This is a genomic window from Actinomycetospora sp. (assembly GCF_036497245.1).
Classification (GTDB): domain Bacteria; phylum Actinomycetota; class Actinomycetes; order Mycobacteriales; family Pseudonocardiaceae; genus Actinomycetospora.
Map to the genome: position 1 here is coordinate 1 of NZ_DASXJS010000226.1, position 25654 is coordinate 25654.

General features: G+C 72.1%; 28 protein-coding genes and 1 pseudogene. 23 read left to right on the forward strand and 6 right to left on the reverse strand.

Features of this window, described 5'->3' with window-relative positions; all coding sequences use genetic code 11:
* On the forward strand, positions 1-712 hold a 712-nt coding region (gene rho, locus VGI02_RS23675), incomplete at its 5' end, for a transcription termination factor Rho (RefSeq protein ID WP_331631489.1).
* A gap of 148 nt (positions 713-860) precedes the next feature.
* Here the strand turns inward: rho and VGI02_RS23680 are convergent.
* Both VGI02_RS23680 and VGI02_RS23685 read right to left on the reverse strand, forming a co-directional pair.
* Positions 861-1511, reverse strand: coding sequence for a class F sortase (locus tag VGI02_RS23680; protein ID WP_331631491.1), 651 nt, complete (start codon positions 1509-1511; stop codon positions 861-863).
* A gap of 70 nt (positions 1512-1581) precedes the next feature.
* Positions 1582-2397 carry a GVDTG sorting domain-containing protein gene (locus VGI02_RS23685; protein WP_331631493.1) on the reverse strand — a complete coding sequence of 272 codons (816 nt, stop codon included), beginning with the start codon at positions 2395-2397 and terminating at the stop codon, positions 1582-1584.
* A gap of 270 nt (positions 2398-2667) precedes the next feature.
* On the opposite strand from VGI02_RS23685, the gene rpmE reads away from it, so the two are divergent.
* The 20 genes and pseudogenes from rpmE to VGI02_RS23780 all read left to right on the forward strand — a co-directional run bounded on the left by rpmE (position 2668) and on the right by VGI02_RS23780 (position 19678).
* A complete protein-coding gene (gene rpmE / locus VGI02_RS23690) occupies positions 2668-2886 on the forward strand; it encodes a 50S ribosomal protein L31 (protein WP_331631495.1) in 219 nt (72 codons plus the stop codon).
* Between the two features lie 104 nt (positions 2887-2990).
* The gene (prfA, locus tag VGI02_RS23695) at positions 2991-4148 is read left to right on the forward strand and encodes a peptide chain release factor 1 (protein ID WP_331631497.1); all 1158 of its coding nucleotides are present in this window, start codon (positions 2991-2993) and stop codon (positions 4146-4148) included.
* Positions 4145-4990, forward strand: a complete 846-nt coding sequence (prmC, locus tag VGI02_RS23700; RefSeq protein WP_331631499.1) for a peptide chain release factor N(5)-glutamine methyltransferase — start codon at positions 4145-4147, stop codon at positions 4988-4990. The genes prfA and prmC overlap by 4 nt, the downstream gene beginning before the upstream one ends.
* Positions 4991-4999: 9 nt before the next feature.
* Positions 5000-5644, forward strand: coding sequence for an L-threonylcarbamoyladenylate synthase (locus VGI02_RS23705; RefSeq protein ID WP_331631501.1), 645 nt, complete (start codon positions 5000-5002; stop codon positions 5642-5644).
* 49 nt (positions 5645-5693) lie between these two features.
* A complete protein-coding gene (gene tsaE, locus VGI02_RS23710) occupies positions 5694-6185 on the forward strand; it encodes a tRNA (adenosine(37)-N6)-threonylcarbamoyltransferase complex ATPase subunit type 1 TsaE (protein WP_331631503.1) in 492 nt (163 codons plus the stop codon).
* A 28-nt stretch (positions 6186-6213) separates the two neighbouring features.
* Complete coding sequence (locus tag VGI02_RS23715; protein ID WP_331631505.1) at positions 6214-7479, forward strand: Sua5/YciO/YrdC/YwlC family protein; 1266 nt, start codon at positions 6214-6216, stop codon at positions 7477-7479.
* Positions 7476-8486 carry a tRNA (adenosine(37)-N6)-threonylcarbamoyltransferase complex transferase subunit TsaD gene (tsaD, locus tag VGI02_RS23720; protein ID WP_331631507.1) on the forward strand — a complete coding sequence of 337 codons (1011 nt, stop codon included), beginning with the start codon at positions 7476-7478 and terminating at the stop codon, positions 8484-8486. The genes VGI02_RS23715 and tsaD overlap by 4 nt, the downstream gene beginning before the upstream one ends.
* A gap of 137 nt (positions 8487-8623) precedes the next feature.
* Positions 8624-9913, forward strand: coding sequence for a serine hydroxymethyltransferase (gene glyA / locus VGI02_RS23725; protein ID WP_331631509.1), 1290 nt, complete (start codon positions 8624-8626; stop codon positions 9911-9913).
* Between the two features lie 88 nt (positions 9914-10001).
* Positions 10002-11156 (forward strand): glycosyltransferase family 4 protein, encoded by a 1155-nt coding sequence (locus VGI02_RS23730; protein ID WP_331631511.1) that lies wholly within the window; start codon positions 10002-10004, stop codon positions 11154-11156.
* A gap of 267 nt (positions 11157-11423) precedes the next feature.
* Positions 11424-11630, forward strand: coding sequence for an AtpZ/AtpI family protein (locus VGI02_RS29170; RefSeq protein ID WP_414638360.1), 207 nt, complete (start codon positions 11424-11426; stop codon positions 11628-11630).
* A 28-nt stretch (positions 11631-11658) separates the two neighbouring features.
* Positions 11659-12045: a hypothetical protein gene (locus tag VGI02_RS23735; protein WP_331631513.1), complete on the forward strand. Its 387-nt coding sequence runs from the start codon at positions 11659-11661 to the stop codon at positions 12043-12045.
* Positions 12042-12776 carry a F0F1 ATP synthase subunit A gene (atpB, locus tag VGI02_RS23740; RefSeq protein WP_331631515.1) on the forward strand — a complete coding sequence of 245 codons (735 nt, stop codon included), beginning with the start codon at positions 12042-12044 and terminating at the stop codon, positions 12774-12776. Before VGI02_RS23735 ends, atpB begins: the two co-directional genes overlap by 4 nt.
* A 76-nt stretch (positions 12777-12852) precedes the next feature.
* A complete protein-coding gene (locus VGI02_RS23745) occupies positions 12853-13140 on the forward strand; it encodes a F0F1 ATP synthase subunit C (protein WP_331631517.1) in 288 nt (95 codons plus the stop codon).
* Positions 13141-13172: 32 nt separating this feature from the next.
* Positions 13173-13760 (forward strand): F0F1 ATP synthase subunit B, encoded by a 588-nt coding sequence (gene atpF / locus VGI02_RS23750; RefSeq protein ID WP_331631519.1) that lies wholly within the window; start codon positions 13173-13175, stop codon positions 13758-13760.
* On the forward strand, positions 13760-14587 hold the full coding sequence (locus VGI02_RS23755) for a F0F1 ATP synthase subunit delta (protein WP_331631521.1): 828 nt from the start codon (positions 13760-13762) through the stop codon (positions 14585-14587). The genes atpF and VGI02_RS23755 overlap by 1 nt, the downstream gene beginning before the upstream one ends.
* 85 nt (positions 14588-14672) lie before the next feature.
* Positions 14673-16241 (forward strand): annotated as a pseudogene (gene atpA, locus VGI02_RS23760) (F0F1 ATP synthase subunit alpha); the annotation flags it as partial.
* Positions 16242-16255: 14 nt separating this feature from the next.
* Positions 16256-17251 carry a F0F1 ATP synthase subunit gamma gene (locus VGI02_RS23765; protein ID WP_331631523.1) on the forward strand — a complete coding sequence of 332 codons (996 nt, stop codon included), beginning with the start codon at positions 16256-16258 and terminating at the stop codon, positions 17249-17251.
* A 5-nt stretch (positions 17252-17256) separates the two neighbouring features.
* Positions 17257-18684 (forward strand): F0F1 ATP synthase subunit beta, encoded by a 1428-nt coding sequence (gene atpD / locus VGI02_RS23770; RefSeq protein WP_331631525.1) that lies wholly within the window; start codon positions 17257-17259, stop codon positions 18682-18684.
* A 68-nt stretch (positions 18685-18752) separates the two neighbouring features.
* Positions 18753-19139 (forward strand): F0F1 ATP synthase subunit epsilon, encoded by a 387-nt coding sequence (locus VGI02_RS23775; protein WP_331631527.1) that lies wholly within the window; start codon positions 18753-18755, stop codon positions 19137-19139.
* A 56-nt stretch (positions 19140-19195) separates the two neighbouring features.
* Positions 19196-19678, forward strand: coding sequence for a DUF2550 domain-containing protein (locus VGI02_RS23780; protein ID WP_331631529.1), 483 nt, complete (start codon positions 19196-19198; stop codon positions 19676-19678).
* A 73-nt stretch (positions 19679-19751) separates the two neighbouring features.
* On the opposite strand, the gene VGI02_RS23785 is transcribed toward VGI02_RS23780, so the two are convergent.
* A complete protein-coding gene (locus VGI02_RS23785) occupies positions 19752-20333 on the reverse strand; it encodes a cob(I)yrinic acid a,c-diamide adenosyltransferase (RefSeq protein WP_331631531.1) in 582 nt (193 codons plus the stop codon).
* 90 nt (positions 20334-20423) lie between these two features.
* Between VGI02_RS23785 and murA the strand changes: the two genes are divergently transcribed.
* Complete coding sequence (gene murA, locus VGI02_RS23790) at positions 20424-21704, forward strand: UDP-N-acetylglucosamine 1-carboxyvinyltransferase (protein WP_331631533.1); 1281 nt, start codon at positions 20424-20426, stop codon at positions 21702-21704.
* A gap of 5 nt (positions 21705-21709) precedes the next feature.
* Here murA and VGI02_RS23795 read toward each other — a convergent pair whose 3' ends face one another.
* Positions 21710-22063: a hypothetical protein gene (locus VGI02_RS23795; RefSeq protein WP_414638362.1), complete on the reverse strand. Its 354-nt coding sequence runs from the start codon at positions 22061-22063 to the stop codon at positions 21710-21712.
* 69 nt (positions 22064-22132) lie between these two features.
* On the opposite strand from VGI02_RS23795, the gene VGI02_RS23800 reads away from it, so the two are divergent.
* On the forward strand, positions 22133-24244 hold the full coding sequence (locus VGI02_RS23800; protein ID WP_331631535.1) for an ethylmalonyl-CoA mutase: 2112 nt from the start codon (positions 22133-22135) through the stop codon (positions 24242-24244).
* A 4-nt stretch (positions 24245-24248) separates the two neighbouring features.
* Here VGI02_RS23800 and VGI02_RS23805 read toward each other — a convergent pair whose 3' ends face one another.
* Positions 24249-24971, reverse strand: a complete 723-nt coding sequence (locus VGI02_RS23805) for a hypothetical protein (RefSeq protein WP_331631537.1) — start codon at positions 24969-24971, stop codon at positions 24249-24251.
* 77 nt (positions 24972-25048) lie between these two features.
* Positions 25049-25588 (reverse strand): NUDIX domain-containing protein, encoded by a 540-nt coding sequence (locus tag VGI02_RS23810; RefSeq protein ID WP_331631539.1) that lies wholly within the window; start codon positions 25586-25588, stop codon positions 25049-25051.
* Between the last annotated feature and the right edge of the window lie 66 nt (positions 25589-25654).

Consider the following 25654-nt stretch of genomic DNA (forward strand, 5'->3'; position numbering starts at 1 on the left):
GATCGCGAACGCGATCACCACGAACAACCCCGAGGTCCACCTCATGGTCGTGCTCGTCGACGAGCGGCCGGAGGAGGTCACCGACATGCAGCGCACGGTGAAGGGCGAGGTCATCGCCTCGACCTTCGACCGGCCGCCGTCAGACCACACCTCGGTCGCGGAGCTGTCGATCGAGCGGGCGAAGCGCCTCGTCGAGCAGGGTCACGACGTCGTCGTGCTCCTCGACTCGATCACCCGCCTCGGCCGGGCCTACAACCTGGCCGCGCCTGCGTCGGGCCGCATCCTCTCCGGCGGCGTCGACTCGACGGCCCTCTACCCGCCGAAGCGCTTCCTCGGTGCGGCGCGCAACATCGAGGACGGCGGTTCGCTGACGATCTTCGCGACGGCGCTGGTCGAGACCGGCTCGACGATGGACACGGTGATCTTCGAGGAGTTCAAGGGCACCGGCAACGCCGAGCTCAAGCTCGACCGGAAGCTCGCCGACAAGCGCATCTTCCCGGCCATCGACCCGGACGCCTCGTCCACCCGCAAGGAGGAGCTGCTCCTCTCGCCGGACGAGACCGCGGTCATGCACCGGCTGCGGCGGGTGCTCGCGGCGCTCGACTCGCAGCAGGCGATCGAGCTGGTGCTCGACCGGCTGCGCAAGACGCGCACCAACATCGAGTTCCTCATGCAGGTCGCCAAGACGACGCCGGGCAAGGACGACGTCTAGTCGGTCCGCTCATGACGACAGGCCCTGCCGGGACTCCGGCGGGGCCTGTCGTCGTCTGTCGTGGGCCGGCCCCGCCGCGCCCGAGTGAGTGGCCCTGTCGGCGTGCTCCCCTTGTTGCTCGTCAGGTGACAGGAATGGGCCATCGCTGTCATGGGCTGATCTGGTTCGCGTACACGACCGTGTTGTCGACATAGGAGCGGGCGGCCGAGTCGAACGCCCCGCCGCACGTGATGAGCCGGATCTCCGGGCGCGTCGTCGGGCCGTACACGGCCTCGGTGGGGAAGGCGTCCTTGGGATAGCTCTTCACCGAGTTCACCTTGTAGACGACCGTCCGCCCGTCGGAGCGCGTCACGGTGAACTCGTCCAGGGGCTGCAGCGCGCCGAGCCGGTAGAACACCGACGGCCCGTTCGCCGCCGAGTCGATGTGGCCGAGGACGACCGACGGCCCGGGCCGCCCAGGGGTGACCGAGCCGGTGTACCAGGCGGCATCGTCGTAGTGCGGGCCCGGCGCGGGGACTCCGACGGTCCCGTCCGGGTTCAGCCCGACCGTGCCGACCGCCGAGTCCACCCCGATCGCCGGGATCGCGATCCGCGCCGGGGGTGACACCGGCAGCTCGACCGGTGCCGCCGTCGTCGTGGGCGCCGGCGCGGACACCGTGACGGGCGCGCGGGTGTCCGCCGCCGCCACCGGAGCCGCGGTCCGTGGACCGGTCGTCAGCGCCAGCCCGATCAGTACGGCCCCCGCGACGACGAGGAGGGCGACGGCGACGATCCACCCGCGACGTCGGGTCGGTGACATGGCGGGTCCTCACAGGAGACGGGTTGCCGCGCGCGGAGGCAGGAGTCCGGGGCTCCGCGCGCGGCGGTGATCAGCCGCGGTCCGCGGAGCGACGCCGGACGACGACCAGGGCGCCACCGGCCAGCGCGAGGGCCAGCACGCCGCCGCCCAGGAGGGTCGGGTCGACCCCGCCGGTGGCGGTGCTACCGCCGCCGGTCTCGGCCCCGCCCGCCGGCATGGTGCCGGGCATGGAGCTGGTGCTGCCGCCCTTGCCGGGCAGGTTCACGACGATCGTCGCGATGCCGACGGTGGTGCCGCCCTTGAGCGCGTCGGTGGAGAACGCCTTGTTCAGCGCCGAGGCGGCGTCGGAGGACAGGCGCACCGTGGTGCCGGTCAGTGTCGCGGTGCCCGCGCCTGCGTCGGTCATGAGCGGCTTGAGCGTGGACCCGTCGAGGTCGAAGAGCGTCACGGAGTCGGCCACGGTCGAACCGTTGGCGGACACCTTGCCCTTCAGCGTGGCCGGCTGGCCCGGGTCGACCACGAAGTTCTCGAGGGTGACCTTGGTGCTGCCCTTGGTCAGGCTCAGGCCCGACCCGTCATGCATGATCATTCCCTGTACGTACGGGGTGACCTCGCCCGGCTTGTAGACCGTGACGTTGCCGCCCGTGATCGGGAACGTCGCCGTGCCGTCCGTGACCGTCCCCTTGCCGGTGGGTGCCGGGGTGACGTCGAGGGACTTGAGGGCGCCGGTGAACCCGGAGTCGAGCTTCACCGAGGTGCTCTGGCCGGTCAGGCTCGGGATCGTCGCCACGGGTGGCGGTCCGGCCTGGGCGACGGCGATCCCGGAGCCGATCCCGGTGAGGGCCAGGGCGGCCACCCCCGCGACGGCCATGGTGCGCATCTTCATCTCGTGACTCCCCGTGTCGCCCCGGCCTCGCCGCCAGGGACACCCGACGTACGGCGCTGGGCACTCACCTGTTCGGAGGGATCATCAGCACTGAACGTGAACCTCACACGCCGTGCCGCCGGTCCGGATCACCCGGGAACACGCACCGGGCCGGGGTTGTTGACGCCAGCAGTCGGTGGTCCTGAGAGAATGACTCCGGCGACAGGTGCCTCCGGTTCACCCCGATCGAGACGACGGGGACCCGGCGGTCGATACGAGAGGACCAGCCAGATGAAGACGGGCATCCACCCCGAGTACGTCGAGACGCAGGTGACCTGCGGCTGCGGCAACCAGTTCAGCACGCGCAGCACCAAGCAGAACGGTGCGATCACCGTGGAGGTCTGCTCGGCGTGCCACCCCTTCTACACCGGCAAGCAGCGCATCATGGACACCGGTGGCCGGGTCGCCCGCTTCGAGGCCCGGTACGGCAAGCGCGCCGGCCGCAAGTAGCTCCCGCGACGCCCGCCGTCGCGCTCCGGTGACCCGGGGCGCGGACGGCGGGCGTTCGTGTGTCCGGGGGATGTCCCGGATCGGGTGGGAGGATCGAGGCTGAGATGACACAGGTGGCCGGGCAGGGCGGCGCGACGGGCGACACGGCGCAGGCGAACGCGACGCAGTCGGTGCGCGCGCTCGTCGAGGAGCACGCCGGTCTGGAGGCGCGCCTGGCCGACCCGGACGTGCACGCCGACCAGGCGCTCGCGCGACGGCTGGGCCGCCGCTACGCCGAGCTGGCCCCGGTCGTCACCACGGCGGGTGAGCTGGAGCGGGCCGAGGCCGATCTCGCGGACGCCCGTGAGCTGGCCCGCGAGGACCCGGCGTTCGGTGCGGAGGCCGAGAGCCTCGAGACGACCGTCGGCGGCCTGCGCGCGCGCCTGCGGGAGCTCCTGGTGCCCCGCGACCCGGCGGACGGCAACGACGTCGTCGTCGAGGTCAAGTCCGGCGAGGGCGGCGAGGAGTCGGCGCTGTTCGCGGGCGACCTGCTGCGGATGTACTCCCGCTACGCCGAGCACCGGGGCTGGAAGGTGGACGTGCTCGCCGCCACCGAGTCCGACCTCGGCGGCTACAAGGACGTCACCGTCATCGTGTCGGCGCCGGGCCAGGATCCCGACGGCGTCTGGGCGTGGCTGAAGTACGAGGGCGGCGTGCACCGGGTGCAGCGCGTGCCGGTCACCGAGTCGCAGGGACGCATCCACACCTCCGCGGCCGGGGTGCTGGTGTATCCCGAGGTCGACGACACCGCCGCCGCGTCCGTCAAGATCGACGAGAAGGACCTGCGCGTCGACGTGTTCCGCTCCTCGGGCAAGGGCGGGCAGGGCGTCAACACCACCGACTCGGCCGTGCGCATCACGCACCTGCCCACCGGCGTCGTCGTGTCCTGCCAGAACGAGCGCTCCCAGCTGCAGAACAAGGCCCGCGCGATGGAGGTGCTCCGCTCGCGCCTGCAGGCGCTGAAGGACGAGTCCGACGAGGCCGCCGCCTCGGCGGACCGCCGGAGCCAGGTCCGTACCGTGGACCGCTCCGAGCGCGTACGTACCTACAACTTCCCCGAGAACCGGATCTCCGACCACCGCATCGGCTACAAGTCCCACGACCTCGACCGGGTCCTCGACGGCGACCTGGGCAGCGTGCTCGACGCGCTGCGCGCCGCCGATCGGGAGGAGCGGCTCGCCGAGGCCGCCCAGGAGGCCGGGCAGGAAGGAAGGGCGCGATGAGCACCTTGACCCGTACCCGCGTCACCGACGCCGCCGCACGACTGGCCGAGGCGGGGGTCGAGAGCCCCCGGGTGGACGCCGAGCTGCTCGCCGCCTACGTGCTCGGGGTCCCGCGCACCCGGCTCGTGCTGGCCCCGGAGCTCGACGACGAGGCGGGCGCCCGGCTCGACGCGCTCGTCGCCCGGCGCGCCGCCCGCGAACCGCTGCAGCACCTCCTCACCAGCGCGGTGCTGGGACCGGTGTCGGTCGCGGTCGGGCCGGGGGTGTTCGTGCCCCGTCCCGAGACCGAGCTGCTGCTCACCGAGGGTGTCGCGGCCCTGCGCGGGATCGCCGAACCGCGCGCGGTGGACCTGTGCACCGGCTCCGGGGCCCTCGCCCTCGCGCTCGCGACGGCCCGTCCGGACGCCGAGGTGCACGCGGTCGAGCTCGACGAGGGCGCGCTCGCCTGGGCGCGGCGCAACCTGTCGGGCTCGACGGTCCGGCTCACCGGCGCCGACGTGACCCACCCGGACACCCTGGCGACGCTCGAGGGCATCGTCGACGTCGTCGTCGCGAACCCGCCGTACGTGCCGGAGGGCACCGAGGTCGGCCCGGAGGTCGACCACGACCCGCGCGAGGCGGTGTTCGGCGGACCCGACGGGCTCGCGGTCATCCGGCCGCTGGCGGCCACCGCGGCGCGGCTGCTCCGCGACGGCGGGCGGGTCGCCGTCGAGCACGACGAGTCGCACGCCCCCGCCGTCCGGGACGTGCTCACCGACGCCGGGTTCACCGACGTCGCGACCCGCTCCGACCTCGCGGGCCGGCCCCGCGTCGCCGTCGGCGCCCGTCGTCGCGCGTCCTAGTCTGCGGCCGTGACCACCTTCGACTGCCGCGTCCCCGACACCCGGGCGGCCGGTCTCGCCGCCGCCACCGCCGCGGCGCGGGCCGGGCGGCTCGTCGTCGTCCCGACCGACACCTCGTACGGCATCGGGGCGGACGCGTTCGACCAGTCGGCTGTGCGGTCGTTGCTGGCCGCCAAGGGCCGCGGGCCGGAGACGCCCGTCCCGGTGCTGGTGGGCAGCTGGTCCACCATCGACGGGCTGGTCGCCGTCGTCCCGAGCGCCGCCCGCGACCTGGTCGAGGCGTTCTGGCCCGGCGGGCTGTCGATCGTGCTCCCGCACGCGCCGTCGCTGGCGTGGGACCTCGGACGGACCCGCGGCACCGTCGTGCTGCGGATGCCCCTGCACCCGGTGGCTCTCGAGCTGCTGCGCGAGTGCGGCCCGATGGCGATGACCGGGGCGAACGCCGGGGGCGGGGCGGTCCCGCGCACCTGCGCCGACGCCTACGCCCAGCTCGGTGAAGCGGTCGAGATCTACCTCGACGGCGGACCGCTGGAGAGCGACGCCGGGTCCACGATCGTCGACCTCACCGGGGCCGAGCCGGTCGTGCGGCGCGAGGGCACGGTGAGCACCGCGGAGATCGGCGAGGTCCTCGGGCACACGCCCGCCGTCGCCTGAGACTCCTCGCGGTGGGCGCCCGCGGCGCGGCTCCTATCATGGGAGGGCGATGAACGAGCAGGTGAACGCGCACGAGACGGTGCGCCGCGTGGACGGGCCCGAGGAGACGGCCCGCGTGGCCGCCGACCTCGCCCCGCACCTGGGCGCGGGCGACGCGGTGCTGCTCACCGGCGACCTCGCGGCGGGGAAGACCACCTTCGTCTCCGCGCTCGTCGCCGCGCTGGGCTCCGACGTCGCCGTCTCGAGCCCCACGTTCTCGCTCGCGCAGTTCTACGCCACGCCCGGGCCCCGGGTGCTGCACGTCGACACCTACCGCCTCGCCGACCTCACCGAGTTCCGCGACCTGGGCCTCGACGAGTACCTCGACGAGGTCATCGCGCTCGTCGAGTGGGGCGCCCTCGTGGCCCGCGAGTTCGTCGACCCGCTCTACATCCACCTCGCGACGCTGCCCGGCCCCGGCGACGCGGACGCGCGCGAGATCACCATGCGGGGCGGCGCGCGGTGGGCGCCGGTGCTCGACGCCGTCGCGGCCGCCTCGTGAGCACCACCGACGTCCCCGGAGCCCCGGCATGACCCTCACCCTCGCCGTCGAGACCTCCTCACGGGTCTACGGCGCCGCCCTGCTCGACGGCGACACGGTCGTCGCGCGCGCGACCGCGGACCGCAGCGACCCGGGCTTCGTCGACGTCGGGGTGCTCGCCGGCCAGGTCATCCGGGACGCCGGGCGCTCGGTGGCCGACCTGGACCGGCTCGCCGTCGACGTCGGGCCCGGCAACCTCGCCTCGGTGCGCGCCGGGATCGCCTACGTCAACGCCGTCGCGTTCGCGCGGGAGATCCCGGTGGTCGCGCTGGACTCGCTCGCGCTGCTCGCCACCCAGGCGGGCCCCGGACCGGTCCTGGTGCTGCGCCCCGCGGGCGGCACCGCCGTCTACGCCTGCCTGAGCGGCGCGGACGGGCAGGTCGCCGTGCGCCACGGCGAGTTCGACGTCGTGGTCAAGGACCTCCTCGGGCGCCTCGGGGACGGCACCGTCGGGCTCGCGGGCGCGCGGCGCGGTCCCGCCGCGGCGCTGCTCGCCGAGCACGGCGTCGCCACGCGGGACACCGGACTCGACGCGCCGGACGTCGACGCCCTCACCGACCGCCTGCGCGCCGGCGAGCACGACCCGCCGGTGGTCAGCGCCGCGCCGCTCACCGAGTCCTCGGTGCGGTTCCGGGGCGACGGGTTCACCGCCGCGCGCGAGGCGCTGCTCGACGGCGGGGTGGCCCTGCTGCCGACCGACACCGTCTACGGGCTCGCGGTCCACCCCCGCCGTCCCGACGCGATCGACCGGCTCTTCGCCCTCAAGGACCGCCCGCGCACCCGCAACCTGCCGATCATGGTGGCCACCCCCGACGAGCTGCCCTCGCTCGGCGTGCTGGTGCCGGAGAGCGCGCGCCGGCTGCTCGCGGCGTTCTCCCCGGGGCCGCTGACCGTGGCGCTCGGCATCGACGCCGACCGCGCCCCGTCCTGGCTGGCCGGGCGCGACGAGGTCGGCGTCCGCGTGCCCGCCGACCCCGACCTGCGCGCCCTGCTCGCCGACGTCGGGGCCCTGCTCGTGACCAGCGCGAACGCCCACGGCGAGCCGACGCAGCAGGCGCCGGGGCCGATCCTCGACCAGCTCGCCGGACGCCCGGACGCCGTCGTGGACGGCGGGGTGCGCTCCGGGGAGCCCTCGACGGTCGTCAACTGTCATATCCGGGCGAGCGGAGCGACGGGGGACATGCTCGACACCCCGAGGATCGAACGCGAGGGCGTGGTTCCGGCGTCCGAGATCGAGAGGGTGCTCCACCAGTGACCACCGTGCTGCCGGCCGACGGCCTGATGCTGGGCATCGAGACCTCGTGCGACGACACCGGCGTCGCGGTGGTCCGCCCCGACGGCGAGGTGGTCGCGGCCGCCGTCGCCTCGCAGGTCGAGCTCCACGACCGCTACGGCGGCGTCTACCCCGAGATGGCCAGCCGCGCGCACGTCGACGCGATCCTCCCCACGGTGCGCAAGGTCCTCACCGACGCCGACCTGCGCCCCGCCGACCTCACCGCGATCGGCGTGACCCGGGGTCCCGGGCTCATCGGCTCGCTCGTGGTCGGGACCAACAGCGCCGTCGGGCTCGGTGACGGCTGGGGCCTCCCGGTGTACGGGGTCAACCACCTGCGCGGGCACCTGCGCAGCGCCGACCTCGACGAGCGCCGGGTCACCTACCCCGCGATGGTGCTGCTGGTCTCGGGCGGGCACACGCTGCTCGCGCACCTGGCCGGGCCCGGTGAGGTGGAGCTCGTGGGGTCCACCCGGGACGACTCGGTGGGGGAGGCCTACGACAAGGTCGCCCGCATGCTGGGGCTCGGCTATCCCGGCGGGCCGGCCATCGACCGGCTGGCGAAGGACGGCGCCGCCGACGTGCCCTTCCCGCGCCCGGCGATGGACCTCGAGCTGGACTTCTCGTTCTCGGGCCTGAAGTCCGCGGTCTCCCGCTTCCTCGCGGCCAACCCGGACCATCCGCACGAGAACGTGGCCGCCTCGTTCGTGGCGGCCTGCCTCGACGTGCTCGTCGCCAAGTGCCGCCGCGCCCTGGAGCGCCGCCCGAGCCGCTGCCTCGTCGTCGTCGGCGGGGTCGCGGCCAGCCCGCAGGTGCGCGAGGCCGCCGGGGCGCTGTGCGAGGAGGCGGGCGTGTCGCTGTGCCTGCCGCCGCTGCGCTGGTCCACCGACAACGGGGCGATGATCGGGCTCGCCGCCTGGGACTACCTCGCCCGCGGTCTGGACGCCCGCCCGCGCCCCGACACCTCGCTGACCATCGCGGACTGGTGACCACGAGCACAAACCGCCCGACCGGGGACCGCGGGCCCGGGTACCGTCGGACCTCGGTTCCGGATCGACGTCGTCGTCCCACTCCGGGGACGCCGCCGCGTGCGGTCCACCCCCGATCAGAGTGAGGTAACACGAACGTGGCAGCCACCGACGAGCACTTCTGGGGCCCTGACTACAGCGCCCTCTCCGCCGTCGACCCGGAGATCGCCCAGGTCCTCGACGACGAGCTCGGACGGCTCCGCGGCGGACTCCAGCTCATCGCCAGCGAGAACCTGACGAGTCCGGCGGTGCTCGCCGCGCTCGGGTCGACGCTGTCGAACAAGTACGCCGAGGGCTACCCCGGCCGGCGCTACTACGGCGGCTGCGAGGTCGTCGACCGCGCCGAGGAGATCGGCATCGAGCGCGCGAAGACGCTGTTCGGCGCCGAGCACGCGAACCTGCAGCCGCACTCGGGCGCCAACGCCAACCTCGCGGTGTACGCGGCGTTCTGCCAGCCCGGCGACAAGGTGCTGGCCATGAGCCTGCCCCACGGCGGGCACCTCACCCACGGCGCGAAGGTCAGCTTCTCCGGCAAGTGGTTCGAGCCGGTGCCCTACCACGTGCGGGAGTCCGACGGGCTCATCGACTACGACGAGGTCCGCGCGCTGGCGCTCGAGCACCGGCCGAAGATGATCGTCGCCGGGGCGACCGCCTACCCGCGCCTCATCGACTTCGCGAAGTTCCGCGAGATCGCCGACGAGGTCGGCGCGATCCTCTGGGTCGACGCCGCCCACTTCATCGGTCTCGTCGCCGGCCAGGCCATCCCCAGCCCGGTGCCCTACGCCGACGTCGTCACCTTCACCACGCACAAGGTCCTGCGCGGCCCCCGCGGCGGCATGCTCGTCTCGAGGGCCGAGCACGCGAAGGCGCTGGACAAGGCCGTCTTCCCGTTCCTGCAGGGCGGGCCGCTGATGCACGCCGTCGCGGGCAAGGCCGTGGCGCTCGCCGAGGCGGCGACCCCGGACTACCAGGAGTACGCCCGCAACGTCATCGCCAACGCCCAGGCGCTGACCTCGGGTCTCGAGTCGCACGGCATGCGCGCGATCTCCGGGGGCACCGACACCCACCTGGCGCTGCTCGACCTGCAGCCGCTCGGGGTCACCGGCAAGGAGGCCGAGGCCCGCAGCGGGCTCGCCGGGGTCACGCTGAACAAGAACGCGATCCCCTACGACCCGCAGCCCCCGATGACGGCGTCGGGCATCCGGGTCGGCTCGCCGTCGATCACCACGCAGGGCATGACGACCGCGGAGATGCCCGAGGTCGCGCGCCTGATCGCGGCCGCGGTGACCGCGGACGAGACCACCGAGGACGGCAAGCGGAGCCTGGCCGACGTGCGCGACGAGGTGTCGACACTGGTCGCGCGCTTCCCCGCCTACCCGAGGGGCTGAGACCGCCACGTCCGTGAGGTCGCACGACAGCGCGACGGAGGAGCGCTGGTGTGCGAACCTCCTGGGGACGACCGTCTAACCTGGCCGCGTGGACCCGTCGCCACCGTTCGTGCCGCAGGGGCTCCCGATCCGGGAGTACCTCCTGGTCGGGCTCTCCGCGGCGGTGGTGACCTTCCTGGTGACCGGCGTCGTCCGGCGCCTCGCGATCCGTGCCGGGGCCATCGCGGTCCCGCGCGGGCGCGACGTCCACACCGTGCCCATCCCGCGCCTCGGCGGGGTCGCCATGTACATCGGCGTCCTCGCCGGGGTGTTCGTGGCCTCGCAGCTGCCCGTGCTGCGCCGCGCGTTCGACTACTCCTCGGAGACCCGCGCCGTGATGGTCGCGGGCGGGCTCATCGTGCTGGTGGGCGCGCTCGACGACCGCTTCGGCATCGACGCTCTCACCAAGCTCGCCGGCCAGGCGACCTCGGCGGGCGTGCTGGTGCTGCTCGGCGTGCAGTGGTTCGTCCTGCCGATCCCCGACGGGTCGGGCGGATCGGGCTGGACGCTCCTCATCCTGGACCCCAACCAGGGCGTCGTGCTCACGGTCTTCCTGTGCGTCGTGCTGGTCAACGCGGTGAACTTCGTCGACGGCCTCGACGGGCTCGCCGCGGGGATCGGGCTCATCGCGTCGGCGGCCGTCCTCGCGTTCTCGCTCGGCCTGCTCGAACAGCGCGGCGGCGACGTGACCGCCTATCCGCCCGCCCTGATCGCCGCCGTGCTCGCCGGGGCCTGCGCCGGATTCCTCCCGCACAACTTCCAGCCGGCCCGCATCTTCATGGGCGACTCCGGCTCGATGCTCATCGGGCTGATGCTCGCGGCCGCCACCACGAGCGCGTCGGGGCGCATCACCTACGCCGACTCCGCGCCGCGCAACGCGCTCGCCCTGCTGGCGCCGATCGTCGTCGTCGCCGCGGTGGTCCTGATCCCGCTGATCGACCTGCTGCTCGCGGTCGTGCGCCGCACCCGCGCCGGGCGCAGCCCGTTCGCGCCGGACAAGATGCACCTGCACCACCGGCTGCTCGAGATCGGGCACTCCCAGCGCCGCGCGGTGCTGCTCATCTACCTGTGGGCCGGGGTCTTCGCGTTCGGGGCGGTGGCCCTCGCGCTCATCACCGATGTCTTCCTCGTGGTGGGGCTCGTGGCCTTCGGACTGCTCGTCGCGGTGCTCGCCTCGGCGATCCCCCGTCTGCGAGCTCGGTGATCTTCGCCCGACCCCCGAGTTCGATCACCACACGGCCACTGAGTAGCGGATTGCGTACGACGACAGGTCGTCGTAGGGGGTGTGATAGGTTCCTCGCGTCCCGTCGAAACGGGGCAAATCGAGTGGTCCAGATGAGTGAGTCGGGCCGCCCGAGGACGGCACGGGAACGTGGCGCCGGGGCTGCTCGGTGTCGCCGGTCGTCGTCGAGGAGGACTGACCATGGTCGTGTCAGCCCTGCGTTCCGTATGAGGGCGTGGGCTACCGGTCATGGCGGATTCACGGGCGGACGGATGGGCTCTCCTCGGATTGGGCACCACACTGGCGGGCTGTCTCATCGGGCCCACTCTCCTGGGGTGGCTGGTCGATCACCTGGCGGGTACGTTCCCGATCTTCCTGTTGATCGGGCTGGCGCTGGGAATCGTGAGCACGGCGAGACTGGCCTACACGGAAATGCGCAAGTTCCTCGGGAGCTGATGTGAACGAACCCCTCGGTCATGCACCGATGCTGACTGTTCCCGGGGCCACGCGTGAGGCGTTCCGGATCTCCCTGATCGTGGCGGTCGTCATCGGGGTCCTCGGCCTCGTCGCCGGCTACATCTTCGGTGCCGCGGGCATCGCCGCGTTCGGTTGCGTCGGCCTCGCGCTCGGGGCGGCCAACGCCCTCATGGTTCAACGGTCGGTCCTGCGCCAGTCGGCGGCGGATCTGCCGAGCAAGGCCGCGCTCGTGCGCGGCGTCGGAGCGCGGCTGGCCATCGTCACGGCGGTGTCCGTCGCCCTCGCTCTCTTCTTCTTCCCGACCGGCCTGGGGACGTTCCTCGGGCTGGCGCTGTTCCAGGTCATCAACACGATCGTCGGATCCGTGCCTGCGCTCAAGGAGCTCCGCAAGTGACGACCGGATTCCTCGCCGCCGAAGGCGGCTCCTCGATCTCCCCGAGTGAGCACACCGGGCAGTTCGAGTTCCTCGGTATGACGTTCAACGGCGACACGATGTGGACGTCGACCATCGCCGCGCTCATCGTGGTCGGTGCCGGCTTCTACGTACGATCCCGCGTCACGTCCGCCGTCCCGAACAAGGTCCAGATGGCCTACGAGGCCCTGACCGGCTACATGGTGGATCAGGTGCAGGGCCGGATGGGGCGTCGCCCCGCCGAGTACCTCGCCCCGCTGACCATCGCGCTCTTCGCGTTCATCCTCTTCTCGAACTGGCTCGGCGTGATCCCCAGTGGTCACCCCGAGATCCTGAAGCCCCCGACGTCCGACGCGAACACCGCCTACGCGCTGGCGATCTTCGTCTTCGTGTCCGCATGGGTCTGGGGCTTCCGCGAACAGGGCACGCGCACGTTGCGCCGGTTCGTCCAGCCCTACGTGGCGCTCGCGCCGCTGAACATCATCGAGGAGATCGCCAAGCCGATCTCGCTCTCGCTGCGACTGTTCGGCAACATCCTCTCGGGCACGATCATGATCTCGGTGATCGCGCTGATCCCGTGGTGGGGCCTCTGGCTCCCGAATGCCGCGTGGAAGCTGTTCGACCTGTTCATCGGTGCTATCCAGGCCCTGATCTTCGCGCTGCTGACCATCATGCAGTTCTTCGGCCCGGCCGTGAGCGAGGAGGGGCACTAGCCTCTCGGCGCGCCCGGCTGCACCCCTCGGCCGGCACGGCCCGCACCATCCCCACTCAACACATCAAGGAGCGTTCATGTCGGTTGTGCAATCCGTCCTCGCCCAGGGCGGCGACCCGTCCACCGGGCTGAAGTCCGGTGGCGCCTTCATCGGCGGTGGGATCGCCCTGGCCGGCGGCGCGATCGGCGCGGCCATCGGTGACGGTCTGGTCGGTGCCCAGACCATCGCGGGTGTCGCCCGTCAGCCGGAGGCCCAGAGCCGCCTGTTCAACATCTTCTTCCTGACCGTCGGTCTGGTCGAGGCCATGTACTTCATCAACCTCGCGTTCATGGCGCTCTTCGTCTTCGTGCTCGGCAGCGGCTGATCCACGTGACCGCACAGCCGAGCACGGAAGCCGTGCTGGCGCAGGGGGGCAGTTCGCAGAACTTCCTGCTCCCCAACGGCACGTTCTTCTATGTCCTGATCCTCTTCTCGGTCGTCTTCTTCCTGCTCGCGAAGTTCATCGTCCCGCCGATCCGGCAGGCGATGGAGGAGCGGGCGGAGCGTGTCCGGCAGCTCCAGCGGGACCGCGAGGAGGCCGACGAGAAGTACCGGCAGGCCGAGAGCCGTCATGCCGAGGTGCTCTCGGACGCCCGCAACGAGGCCTCGTCCATCCGTGACGAGGCCCGGGGCACCGCCCGGGAGCAGGCTGCCGAGCAGCGTGGGCAGGCGGAGCGGGAGATCTCGGAGATCCGTGAGCGCGGCGAGCGCGAGCTCGACACGCAGCGGACCCGGGCCCGCGGTGACCTGCAGGAGAAGCTGCCCGACCTGTCGCGCACCCTCGCGGAGCGCATCCTCGGGCGGCCGATCTCCGACGACGCTGCCGCGCGGTCGACGACCGAGTCGTACGTGCGGTCGCTGGATTCGTCGGGGTCGTCCTCGGCGAGCACGGTCGCGGCCGGCTCCTCCTCGGGGCCGGCGTCCACCGAGTCCGGGGAGGCCTGATGCACGGCGCCAGCCAGGGGGCCGTCGACCACGCCACCGAGGCGCTCGAGCAGGTGGTCTCGGACCCGACGTCGGGCACCGCGGAGCACCTGGCGCGCGTGTCGGACGAGCTGTACGGGGTGGCCGCGGTGCTCAACGAGCACCTCGAGCTCCGCAGGCACCTCGTCGACCCGACCGGGTCGGCGTCGCTGCGTCGCGGCCTCGTGGAGAACCTCTTCTCCGCGAAGCTGGACGCCACGACGGTGCAGCTGCTCACCACGCTGGTCCAGACGCGGCTGAGTTCGCCGACCGACCTGGTGGAGGCCGTCGAGACCCTCGGGCGAACCGCGGGCCTGGCGGCGGCCGAGAAGGACGGGACGCTCTCGGACACCGAGGACGACCTGTTCCGCTTCGGCCGGATCCTCCAGCGCGAGCCGCGACTGCGGACGCTGCTGGCGGACACCACCGCGCCGACCGACAAGCGGGTGTCACTGCTGGGGCAGGTGCTGGGCGACAAGGTCACCACGACCGCGCGTCGCCTGCTCTCCCAGATCGTGCGCCACCCCTACTCGAAGGCCCTCGACTACGCGGCCGAGCGCCTCGCGGACGCCGCGGCGGCGCGCCGGGATCGTTCGATCGCCCGGGTCGTCGCCCCGATCGTCCTCTCCGAGGAGCAGGAGGACCGGCTCGGCGACGTGCTGTCCCGCCTGTACGGCCGGTCGATCTCGGTGCAGTCGGACGTCGACCCGGACATCCTGGGTGGCCTGGTCGTGCGGGTCGGGGGTGAGCTGCTCGACGGCAGCGTCGCCCGGCACCTGCGCGGTGCTGCCGACGCCTTCCCGACGTGAGCGCGGGGCCCGCTCCGGAGGACTCCGGGGCGGGCCCGCCCCATCCCAGACCACCAGCAGTCGTGAGAACAGATAGCAGGGAACCATGGCGGAGCTGACGATCTCCTCGGACGAGATCCAGAGCGCGATCGAGAACTATGTGTCGTCCTTCTCGGCGGAGTCTTCCCGCGAGGAGGTCGGAACCGTCGTCGACGCCGGGGACGGGATCGCCCACGTCGAGGGTCTGCCCTCGGCGATGACGAACGAGCTGTTGCGCTTCCCCAGCGGATCGCTGGGCCTCGCCCTCAACCTCGACGAGCGCGAGATCGGCGTCGTCGTCCTGGGCGACTTCGCCCAGATCGAGGAGGGCCAGCAGGTCAGCCGCACCGGGGAGGTCCTCTCGGTGCCGGTCGGCGACGGCTTCCTCGGTCGCGTCGTGAACCCGCTCGGCGAGCCGATCGACGGTCAGGGCGAGATCGAGGACACGGAGCGCCGCGTCCTCGAGCTGCAGGCCCCGACGGTCGTCCAGCGGCAGTCGGTCGGCGAGCCGCTCCAGACCGGCATCAAGGCCATCGACTCGCAGACCCCGATCGGCCGCGGCCAGCGCCAGCTGATCATCGGTGACCGCAAGACGGGCAAGACGGCCGTCTGCACGGACACGATCATCAACCAGCGGGAGAACTGGGAGACCGGGGACCCGGACAAGCAGGTCCGCTGCATCTACGTCGCCGTCGGCCAGAAGGGCTCGACGATCGCCGGCGTCAAGGCGTCCCTCGAGGACGCGGGCGCCATGGAGTACACGACGATCGTCGCGGCTCCGGCCTCCGACCCGGCGGGCTTCAAGTACATCGCCCCGTACGCGGGCTCGGCCATCGGCCAGCACTGGATGTACCAGGGCAAGCACGTCCTGATCATCTTCGACGACCTGTCGAAGCAGGCCGAGGCCTACCGCGCGATCTCCCTGCTGCTGCGCCGCCCGCCGGGCCGTGAGGCCTACCCGGGCGACGTCTTCTACCTGCACTCGCGGCTGCTCGAGCGCTGCGCCAAGCTCTCCGACGAGCTGGGCGCAGGCTCCATGACCGGGCTGCCGATCATCGAGACGAAGGCCAACGACATCTCGGCCTACATCCCGACGAACGTCATCTCGATCACCGACGGGCAGTGCTTCCTCGAGTCGGACCTGTTCAACCAGGGTCAGCGGCCGGCCATCAACGTCGGTGTCTCGGTGTCCCGCGTCGGCGGTGACGCCCAGATCAAGGCGATGAAGTCGGTCGCGGGCTCGCTGCGCGTGGAGCTCGCGCAGTACCGCGAGCTGGAGTCGTTCGCGGCATTCGCGTCGGACCTCGACGCCGCCTCGCGCGCCCAGCTCGACCGCGGCCAGCGGCTCATGGAGCTGCTCAAGCAGGGCCAGGGCGAGCCGTACCCGGTGGAGCAGGAGGTCGCCGCGATCTTCCTCGGCACGCGTGGCCACCTGGACACGGTGCCCGCCGAGGACGTCCGCCGTTTCGAGAGCGAGTTCCTCGAGTACCTCCAGCGCAACGGCTCGGAGATCCTTTCGGAGATCCGGGACACCGGGAAGCTCGAGGAGGACAACGAGAAGCGGCTCACCGACACCGTCACCGAGTTCAAGAAGTCGTTCGAGGCCTCGGACGGGTCCTCGGTCGTGGCTTCCGAGAGCTGAGGTAGCGGATGCCGGCTTCATTGCGCGTACTGCGCCGACGTATCAAGTCGTCGCGCAACATCGCCCAGATCACCAAGGCCCAGGAGACCGTCGCGACGTCGCGCATCTCCAAGGCCCAGGCGAGGGTGGAGAACTCCCGTCCCTACGTGGAGGAATTCACCAACGTCCTCACCCAGGCGTCGAAGGCGGCCGCGACCGACCACCCGCTCCTCGTCCCCCGGGAAGAGGTCCGGCGGGTGGGTGTGCTGGTCGTGACCAGTGACCGTGGACTCTGCGGTGGCTACAACGCCAACACCCTCCGGCTCGCGAACAAGCGGATCACGGAGATCACCGACGCCGGCCAGGAGCCGATGCTGTTCGTCGTCGGGCGCAAGGGCCGGGACTTCTTCCGGTTCCGCGGTCGTGAGATCGCCCAGAGCTGGACGGGGTTCTCCGAGCTCCCGCAGTACGAGAACGCGGTCTCGGTCGCCGATTCGCTCGCGGCGGCGTTCCTCGCCGGTGGCGAGGGCACGATCGAGGCCCCGGAGGAGGGCGAGGACCCGGCGGTCGTCGCGCCCGAAGAGGTCCAGGGCCTCTCCGGGGTCGACCAGCTCCACGTCATCTACACGGCGTTCTCCTCGATGCTCAGCCAGACGCCGAACGCGCGCCAGATCGCGCCGCTGTCGCTGGAAGAGCTCGAGGGTTCCGACGAGTCCGAGGACTCGTCGGACGGCGACGCCTCGTCGTCCCAGGAAGCGGAGTACGACTTCGAGCCCGAGGCCGACCAGCTCTTCGACGTGCTGCTCCCGAAGTACCTCCGTACCCGGGTGTTCGCGGCCTTCCTGGACGCGGCGGCCTCCGAGTCGGCGGCGCGGCGGCGGGCCATGAAGGCCGCCACCGACAACGCGAACGACCTCATCGACGACCTGACCCGCGAGGCCAACCAGGCTCGTCAGGCCCAGATCACCCAGGAAATCAGCGAGATCGTCGGTGGTGCCGACGCCCTCGCCACGGCAGGGGAGTGACACCCATGACGCAGGCAACCGAGCAGAAGGCCGGCACCGGGCGCATCGCCCGAGTGCTCGGCCCCGTCATCGACGTCGAGTTCCCGCGCGATTCCGTGCCGGACCTCTTCAACGCCCTCACCTTCGACGTGACGCTCGACGGTGAGACCAAGATGTTGACCCTGGAGGTCGCGCAGCACCTGGGCGACAACCAGGTCCGCACGATCGCCATGCAGCCGACGGACGGCGTCGTCCGCGGCACGGAGGTCACCGACACCGGTACGGCGATCAACGTGCCGGTCGGCGACCTCGTCAAGGGTCACGTGTTCAACGCCCTCGGCAAGTGCCTGGACGACCCGGGCTACGGCGACGACGCCGAGCGCTGGTCCATCCACCGCGACCCGCCGCCCTTCGACCAGCTCGAGGGCCGCACCGAGATGCTGGTCACCGGCCTCAAGGTCGTCGACCTGCTCACGCCGTACGTGCAGGGCGGCAAGATCGGCCTGTTCGGCGGCGCGGGCGTGGGCAAGACGGTGCTCATCCAGGAGATGATCCAGCGCATCGCCCGCAACTTCGGTGGCACCTCGGTGTTCGCCGGCGTCGGGGAGCGCACCCGTGAGGGCAACGACCTCATCGCCGAGCTCACCGACGCGGACGTCCTCAAGGACACCGCGCTGGTGTTCGGTCAGATGGACGAGCCGCCGGGCACGCGCATGCGCGTCGGGCTGTCGGCCCTGACCATGGCGGAGTACTTCCGCGACGAGGTCGGCGTCGACGTCCTGCTGTTCATCGACAACATCTTCCGGTTCACGCAGGCCGGCCAGGAGGTCTCCACCCTCCTGGGTCGCATGCCCTCGGCGGTCGGTTACCAGCCGACGCTGGCGGACGAGATGGGTCAGCTCCAGGAGCGGATCACGTCGACCAAGGGCCGCTCGATCACCTCGATGCAGGCGATCTACGTCCCCGCCGACGACTACACCGACCCGGCGCCGGCCACCACGTTCGCCCACCTGGACGCGACCACGGAGCTCTCCCGCAACGTGTTCGCCAAGGGCATCTTCCCCGCGGTGGACCCGCTGACCTCGACCTCGACGATCCTGGACCCCCAGTTCGTCGGCGACGAGCACTACCGCGTCGCCCGCGAGGTCATCCGCATCCTGCAGAAGTACAACGACCTGCAGGACATCATCGCGATCCTCGGCATCGACGAGCTCTCCGAGGAGGACAAGCTCACCGTCGCCCGCGCGCGGCGCATCGAGCGCTTCCTCGGGCAGAACATGTACGCGGCCGAGCAGTTCACCGGCGAGGCGGGCTCGTTCGTCGACGTCAAGGACACCGTCGAGGCGTTCGACAAGATCGCCAAGGGTGAGTACGACGACTATGCGGAGCAGGCGTTCCTCATGTGCGGTGACCTCGACGACGTCGAGGAGAACCAGAAGAAGTACAAGGACTGACCCGCTCCCCGGGTGGGGCGCGTAGCCGCGCGCCCCGCCCGGGAACCGCTTGACGAAAGGACTTCTCCGTGGCCGAGATGCAGGTCGATCTCGTGGCGGTGGAGCGGAAGGTGTGGTCCGGCACGGCCGACTTCGTCTTCGCGCGCACCAGCGTGGGCGAGATCGGCATCCTGCCCCACCACGAGCCGCTCATCGCCCAGCTCACCGACGCCGGCATGGTGCGGATCGACCCGAGCGACGGTGAGTCGGTACGGGCGGCCGTCTTCGGCGGCTTCCTGTCGATGGACGGCGAGAAGCTGACCATCCTGGCCGAGGAGGCGGAGCTCGCCGACGAGATCGACGTCTCCTCCGCCCAGCAGGAGCGCGACCGCGCCGACGAGGACGACGCCTCCGGGCGGGCGGCCAAGGCCCGGGCCGAGGCCCGGCTCGCGGCCGCAGGCCAGGCCGGCGACTAGGCGAGACGGGCGGAAGCGAGGCACGTGGCGGCCCGACCCACGATGGCGCGACGAGCATGAGCACCTCCGGGGTGGTCGTGGAGATCGTCCTCGTCGCGGTGGCGGCGGTCCTGCTCCTGCTCGCCCTGATCGCACTCCGACGGCTCCAGCAACTGCGCCGTGGCGGGGTGGACGTCGCGTTGCGCCGCGCACCATCGGCGGACGCGACGCCCACCGACCCCGCCCCGTCCGCGGCCGACGACCAGCGCGGCTGGCACTCCGGGATCGCGCGCTACCGCGGCGACCAGTTCCGCTGGTACCGGGTCAGCGGGTTGCGCTCGGGCCCCAACGTGGTGCTCGACCGCACCGACGTCGAGATCGTCGACCGCCGGCCCCCGCGCGCCACCGAGCTGCACGCCCCGGGCGCGACGGTGCTGCGATGTCGCACCTCCGAGGGCAGCTACGAGCTCGCGATGAGCGTCGACGTGCTCACGGGGTTCTCCTCGTGGCTGGAGTCGACACCCCCCGGCCGTTCGACGGGATACCGCCAGGCCAGTTAGCAGGTGGGCTACGCCCTTGTGAGCACTTTCGGTCGCTATAGCCACCGAAAGTGCTCACAAGCGCGAAGCGCACCTATTTCTGTGCTTCCGGGCCGCCGGGGACCCACATCACGTCCCCGCCGGGGTTCGCGACGCGGCCGAGGATGAACAGCAGATCCGAGAGCCGGTTGAGGTAGCGGGCGGGCAGCACGGTGGTGCGCTCCGGGTCGACCTCGAGCACCGCCCAGGTGGCGCGCTCCGCACGTCGCGTGACCACCCGCGCCACGTGCAGGTACGCCGCTCCCGGGGTACCGCCCGGCAGGATGAACGAGTTGAGCGTCGCCAGCTCCTCGTTGAACTCGTCGCACCATCCCTCCAGCCGCTCCACCTGCGCCTCGGTGACCCGCAGCGGCGGGTACTCCGGGTTCTCGACGACGGGGGTGGCGAGGTCGGCCCCGACGTCGAACAGGTCGTTCTGGATCTGCTGCAGGGGCGCGACGAGGCGCTCGGGCAGGTTCCCGAGGGCGAGGGCGACACCGATGGCCGCGTTGGCCTCCTCGGAGTCGGCGTAGGCGTCGAGGCGGGGATGCGTCTTCGGCACGCGGGAGAAGTCCGAGAGACCGGTCGTCCCGTCGTCGCCGGTGCGCGTGTAGATGCGGGTCAGGTGAACGGCCACGGCGTCAGTCTAGGGCGGTCCGGGCGCCGGGCCCGGGCGCGTGACAGCCGGGGGAGGGGGCCCGAAGCGGGGGCGGTAGCGTCGCCGAGCGTGAACGAGCACTTCGTCGTGCGTGCGGCGGGGCCCCTGGCGGGCACGGTCGACGTCGTCGGCGCCAAGAACAGCGTGCTCAAGCTGATGGCCGCGGCCCTGCTGGCCGAGGGCCGGACGACGATCACGAACTGCCCCCGGATCCTCGACGTCCCGCTCATGGGCGACGTGCTGCGCAGCCTCGGGTGCGAGGTGGCGGTGGATGGCGACGTCGTCGTCATCGACGTGCCCGCCGAGCTGAATCCCGAGGCGGACTACCGCTCGGTGTCGCGGCTGCGCGCGTCGGTGTGCGTGCTGGGCCCGCTGGTGGCGCGGTGCCGGCGGGCGGTGGTGCCCCTGCCCGGCGGCGACGCGATCGGCTCGCGGCCGCTGGACATGCACCAGGCGGGCCTGCGCCTGCTGGGGGCGCGCTCGGAGATCCTCCACGGCTGCGTCGTCGCGGAGGCCGACGGGCCCGGCGTCGCGCTGCGCGGTGCGCAGGTCTGGCTGGACTTCCCCTCGGTGGGCGCCACCGAGAACATCCTCATGGCGTCGGTCTTCGCCGAGGGCACCACCGTCATCGACAACGCGGCGCGCGAGCCCGAGATCGTCGACCTGGTCCGCATGCTCCAGGAGATGGGCGCGAAGATCTCCGGCGGCGGCACGTCGACGCTGACCGTGCACGGCGGCGCCGAGCTCACGCCGACCACCCACCGCGTGATCGGCGACCGGATCGTGGGCGCGACCTGGGCGTTCGCCTCGGTGATCACCGGGGGCGACGTCACCGTCCAGGGGGTCGACCCGCACCACCTCGACCTCGTGCTCGACAAGCTCACCCAGGCCGGCGCGACCGTGGATCCGGTCGGCGAGGGCTTCCGGGTCCGCGGCGGACCGCGCCCCCGCTCGGTGGACTGGGTGACGCTGCCCTACCCGGGGTTCGCGACCGACCTGCAGCCGATGGCGATCGCGGTCTCCGCGGTCTCCGACGGGACCTCGATGATCACCGAGAACGTGTTCGAGGGGCGCTTCCGGTTCGTCGAGGAGATGGTCCGGCTCGGGGCCGACGCGCGCACCGACGGCCACCACGCGGTGGTCCGGGGCGTGGAGCGGCTCTCCTCGGCGCCGGTCTGGGCCTCGGACATCCGGGCGGGCGCCGGCCTGGTGCTCGCGGGCCTCGTCGCGGACGGGGAGACCGAGGTCTGGGACGTCGCCCACATCGACCGCGGCTACCCGCTGTTCGTCGAGAACCTGACCGCGCTCGGTGGGGACATCCAGCGGGTCAACGCACCGCCCGTCCGGTAGGCCACCTACAAGGCCCGGAGGGCCACCTTCGCGTCGTCCGCGTCCGCCGGGAACACGAGCAGGTTCCAGCCGCTCTCGGCATGGGCGATCGTCGCGCGGACCTTCTCGCGGGCCAGGCGTGCGGCCAGGACCTCGGCGGCCTCGCGGGTCGGCACCGTCGCGACCGTCTCCAGCAGGCCAACGTCGCCGTCGTCACCGGGCACGGCGCCCTTCGGGCCGGTGCCGAAGGTCCAGCGCAGGATGCCGGCCAGCAGGATCACCACGGCGATCGCCGTGAAGATCTCACCCACCGAGCCGACCATGCGCACCTCCCGCCGCCCCATCCTGACCGATCCTGTGAAAAGCAGCATGGCCAGCACCGATGGGTCCGGGAAGGACCCGCCGGTAACCTCATCGGGTCCGGCCCCTGCGCGGAGGTGCTCAACCCGATGCCGTACCCCACCGACGACTCCCGTGACCGCCCCTGGGTCATGCGGACCTACGCCGGCCACTCGTCGGCGAAGGCGTCCAACGAGCTCTACCGGCGCAACCTCGCCAAGGGCCAGACCGGCCTGTCGGTCGCGTTCGACCTACCGACCCAGACCGGCTACGACCCCGACGACGAGCTCGCCCGCGGTGAGGTCGGCAAGGTCGGCGTCCCGGTCTCGCACATCGGCGACATGCGCGCGCTGTTCGACGAGATCCCGCTCGACGAGGCCAACACCTCGATGACGATCAACGCGACGGCCATGTGGATGCTCGCGCTCTACACGACCGTCGCCGACGAGCAGGCCGACGCCGCGGGGAAGGACCGGGACGAGGTCCGCGCGAAGCTCTCCGGCACCACGCAGAACGACATCGTCAAGGAGTACCTCTCGCGCGGGACGTACGCGTTCCCGCCCGCGCCGAGCGTCCGGCTGATCACCGACATGATCGCCTGGACGGTCTCGAACGTCCCGAAGTGGAACCCGATCAACATCTGCAGCTACCACCTGCAGGAGGCCGGCGCGACGCCGACGCAGGAGGTCGCGTTCACGATCTCGACGGCGATCGCGGTGCTCGACGCCGTCCGCGACTCCGGCCAGGTGCCGGAGGAGGACTTCGGCAAGGTCGTCGGGCGCATCTCGTTCTTCGTCAACGCCGGACTGCACGTCATCGAGGAGATCGCCAAGCTGCGGGCGTTCGCGCAGCTCTGGGACGAGCTGTGCCAGGAGCGCTACGGCGTCACCGACCCGAAGATGCGCCGCTTCCGCTACGGCGTACAGGTCAACTCGCTGGGCCTGACCGAGGCGCAGCCGGAGAACAACGTCCAGCGCATCGTGCTGGAGATGCTCGCGGTGACGCTCTCCAAGGACGCCCGCGCCCGCGCCGTCCAGCTCCCCGCGTGGAACGAGGCCCTGGGCCTGCCGCGCCCGTGGGACCAGCAGTGGGCGCTGCGCATGCAGCAGGTCCTCGCCTACGAGACCGACCTGCTCGACTACGAGGACATCTTCGAGGGCTCCCACGTCATGGAGGCCAAGACGGCCTCGATCGTCGAGGGCGCCCGGGCCGAGATCGCGAAGGTCGCCGAGATGGGCGGCGCGGTCGCGGCGGTCGACTCCGGCTACATGAAGTCCCAGCTGGTGTCCTCGCTCGCCGGGAGGCGGATGCGCCTGGAGTCCGGTGAGGACACCGTCGTCGGGGTCAACAAGTTCACCTCCACGGAGCCGAGCCCGCTGCAGGCCGAGGGCGCCGAGGCGATCTTCGTCGTCGACAAGGAGGTCGAGGAGCAGGCCCGCGAGGCCGTCGCCGCGTGGCGGGCCGACCGGCACGACCAGGGCGCGAAGGCCGCGCTCGACCGGCTCGCCGAGGCGGCGGGCGGCACCGAGAACCTCATGGACGCGACGCTGGAGTGCGCCCGGGCCGGGGTGACGACGGGGGAGTGGGCCGGCGCCCTGCGCGGCGTCTACGGCTCCTACCGCGCCCCGACCGGCGTGACGGCGGCCTCGTCGTCGGGATCGGCCGGCTCCGAGAACGGCGATGCGACGGCGGACGGCACGCCGACCGACCTCGACGAGGTGCGCCGGCGCGTCCGGAGCACGGCCGACGAGCTGGGCGTGGCCGCGCTGCGCATGCTGGTCGGCAAGCCGGGCCTCGACGGGCACTCGAACGGCGCCGAGCAGATCGCCGTGCGGGCCCGCGACGCCGGCTTCGAGGTCATCTACCAGGGCATCCGGCTCACGCCGGGCGAGATCGTGGCGGCGGCGGTGCAGGAGGGCGTGCACGTCGTCGGGCTCTCGGTGCTCTCCGGCTCGCACCTCGAGGTGGTGCCTGCGGTCCTCGACGGGCTGGCGCGCGCCGATGCGTCGGACATCCCCGTCGTCGTCGGCGGCATCATCCCGCCGAAGGACGCCGAGCAGCTGCAGCGGCTCGGGGTGCAGCGCGTGGTGACGCCGAAGTCGTACTCGCTGACCGGGATCATGGGCGAGTTCGTCGACGTCATCCGCGAGGTGCACGGCCTCGGCCGGAGCGAGCGCAGCGATGGGGAAGAGCAGCGGGAGGAGACCCCGACCGGCGTCTGACCGGCTAGACGTCCTCGTCCTCGCGGGACTCCCCGCGGCGCTTGAGGAACGAGAACCCGGGGATGCCGTCGATCGCGCGGCGCAGGTCCTTGGTGACGTCGAGGAGCTCGTGCAGATCCGGTCCGACGCGGTCGAGGGTCTCCAGGATCGGCATGATGTCGGTGGACATGTGGTGGGCGAGAGCGGGGAGCTCGTCCACCAGCTTGATGGCCGCCTCGATCTCCTCCGGGGCGAGGTCGTCGACGAACTTCTTCGTCAGCGGGGCCGCCTGCTCGAGCATCGGCCGGTAGAGGTCGAGCAGCTCCTGCGCGTGGCGGCTCGTCGCCGCGGCGGAGGTCATCACCTCGTCGGCGCCGCCGGTGATCGTCCGGGCGGACTCGACGACGTCGGCGGCTCCGCCGGTGACCCGGCCGGCCTGGGTGACGACGCCGTCGGCGCCCGTCGTGATGGAGCGGGCGGACTCGACGACCTCGGACGCCCCGGTGGTGATGCCGCGCGCCTCGCCGATCACGCCCTCGATCTCGCCGACGATGCCGTCCGCGCGGTCGACCAGGCCGTCCACCCGCCCGGCGATCCCGTCGAGCGTCGTCAGCAGCCGTGTGACCTCGTCGAGCAGCGTCGCCACCCGCCCGGGCAGCCGGACGCCCACCTCGACCGTCGCGGCGGTCCAGGAGAGGACCTCGGCGGGCGTGGGGACGGCCAGCGGGCCGAGTCGCACGAGTGGCATGCCTCCCAGTGTTCCCCGGTGGGCAGTGACCCGCGGATGGCCGGTGGCGGACGGGCAGGGCGAGCGGCGGGGCCGGCTCAGCGGCCGGACAGCATCAACATCGCGTACGCCGCGATCGACTGGGCGTCGGTGATCTCGCCCGCGCGCACCATGTCCTCGAACTCCGCGCGGCTGACCCACGCGGCGCGCATGTCGGCCTCGGTGTCCTCGCGGTCCGGCTCACCCACGGTGAGGTCGGTGGCCAGGAAGGCCCGTCCCCGCTGCGAGGACAGCCCCGGGGCGACGTCGAGCAGGCCGAGCGGCAGCCAGCGCGCCGCGGCCAGGCCGGTCTCTTCCCGCAGTTCGCGCGCGGCCAGCTCGCCCGGCTCCATCACGGCGCGGTCCGGGGCCGTGCCCTGCGGGAACTCCCAGCGGCGCAGGCCGAGCGGGTACCGGAACTGCTCGACCATCATCATCCGCGCCGCGGGCCCCGAGCCGTCCATCGCGATGACGAGCGCGTAGTGCGGCTTGTCCACGACGCCGTAGAGGCCTTCGCCGCCGTCGGGGCGTCGGAAGGTGTCCTCACGCACCGTCATCCAGGAGTTCTCGTACACCGGGCGGCTCGAGAGTGTGTCCACGCCATCGATCATGCCCGCGGTGTCCGACTCCGCCGCCCGGGCTACGCCGGCCCTTGCTACGCTGCG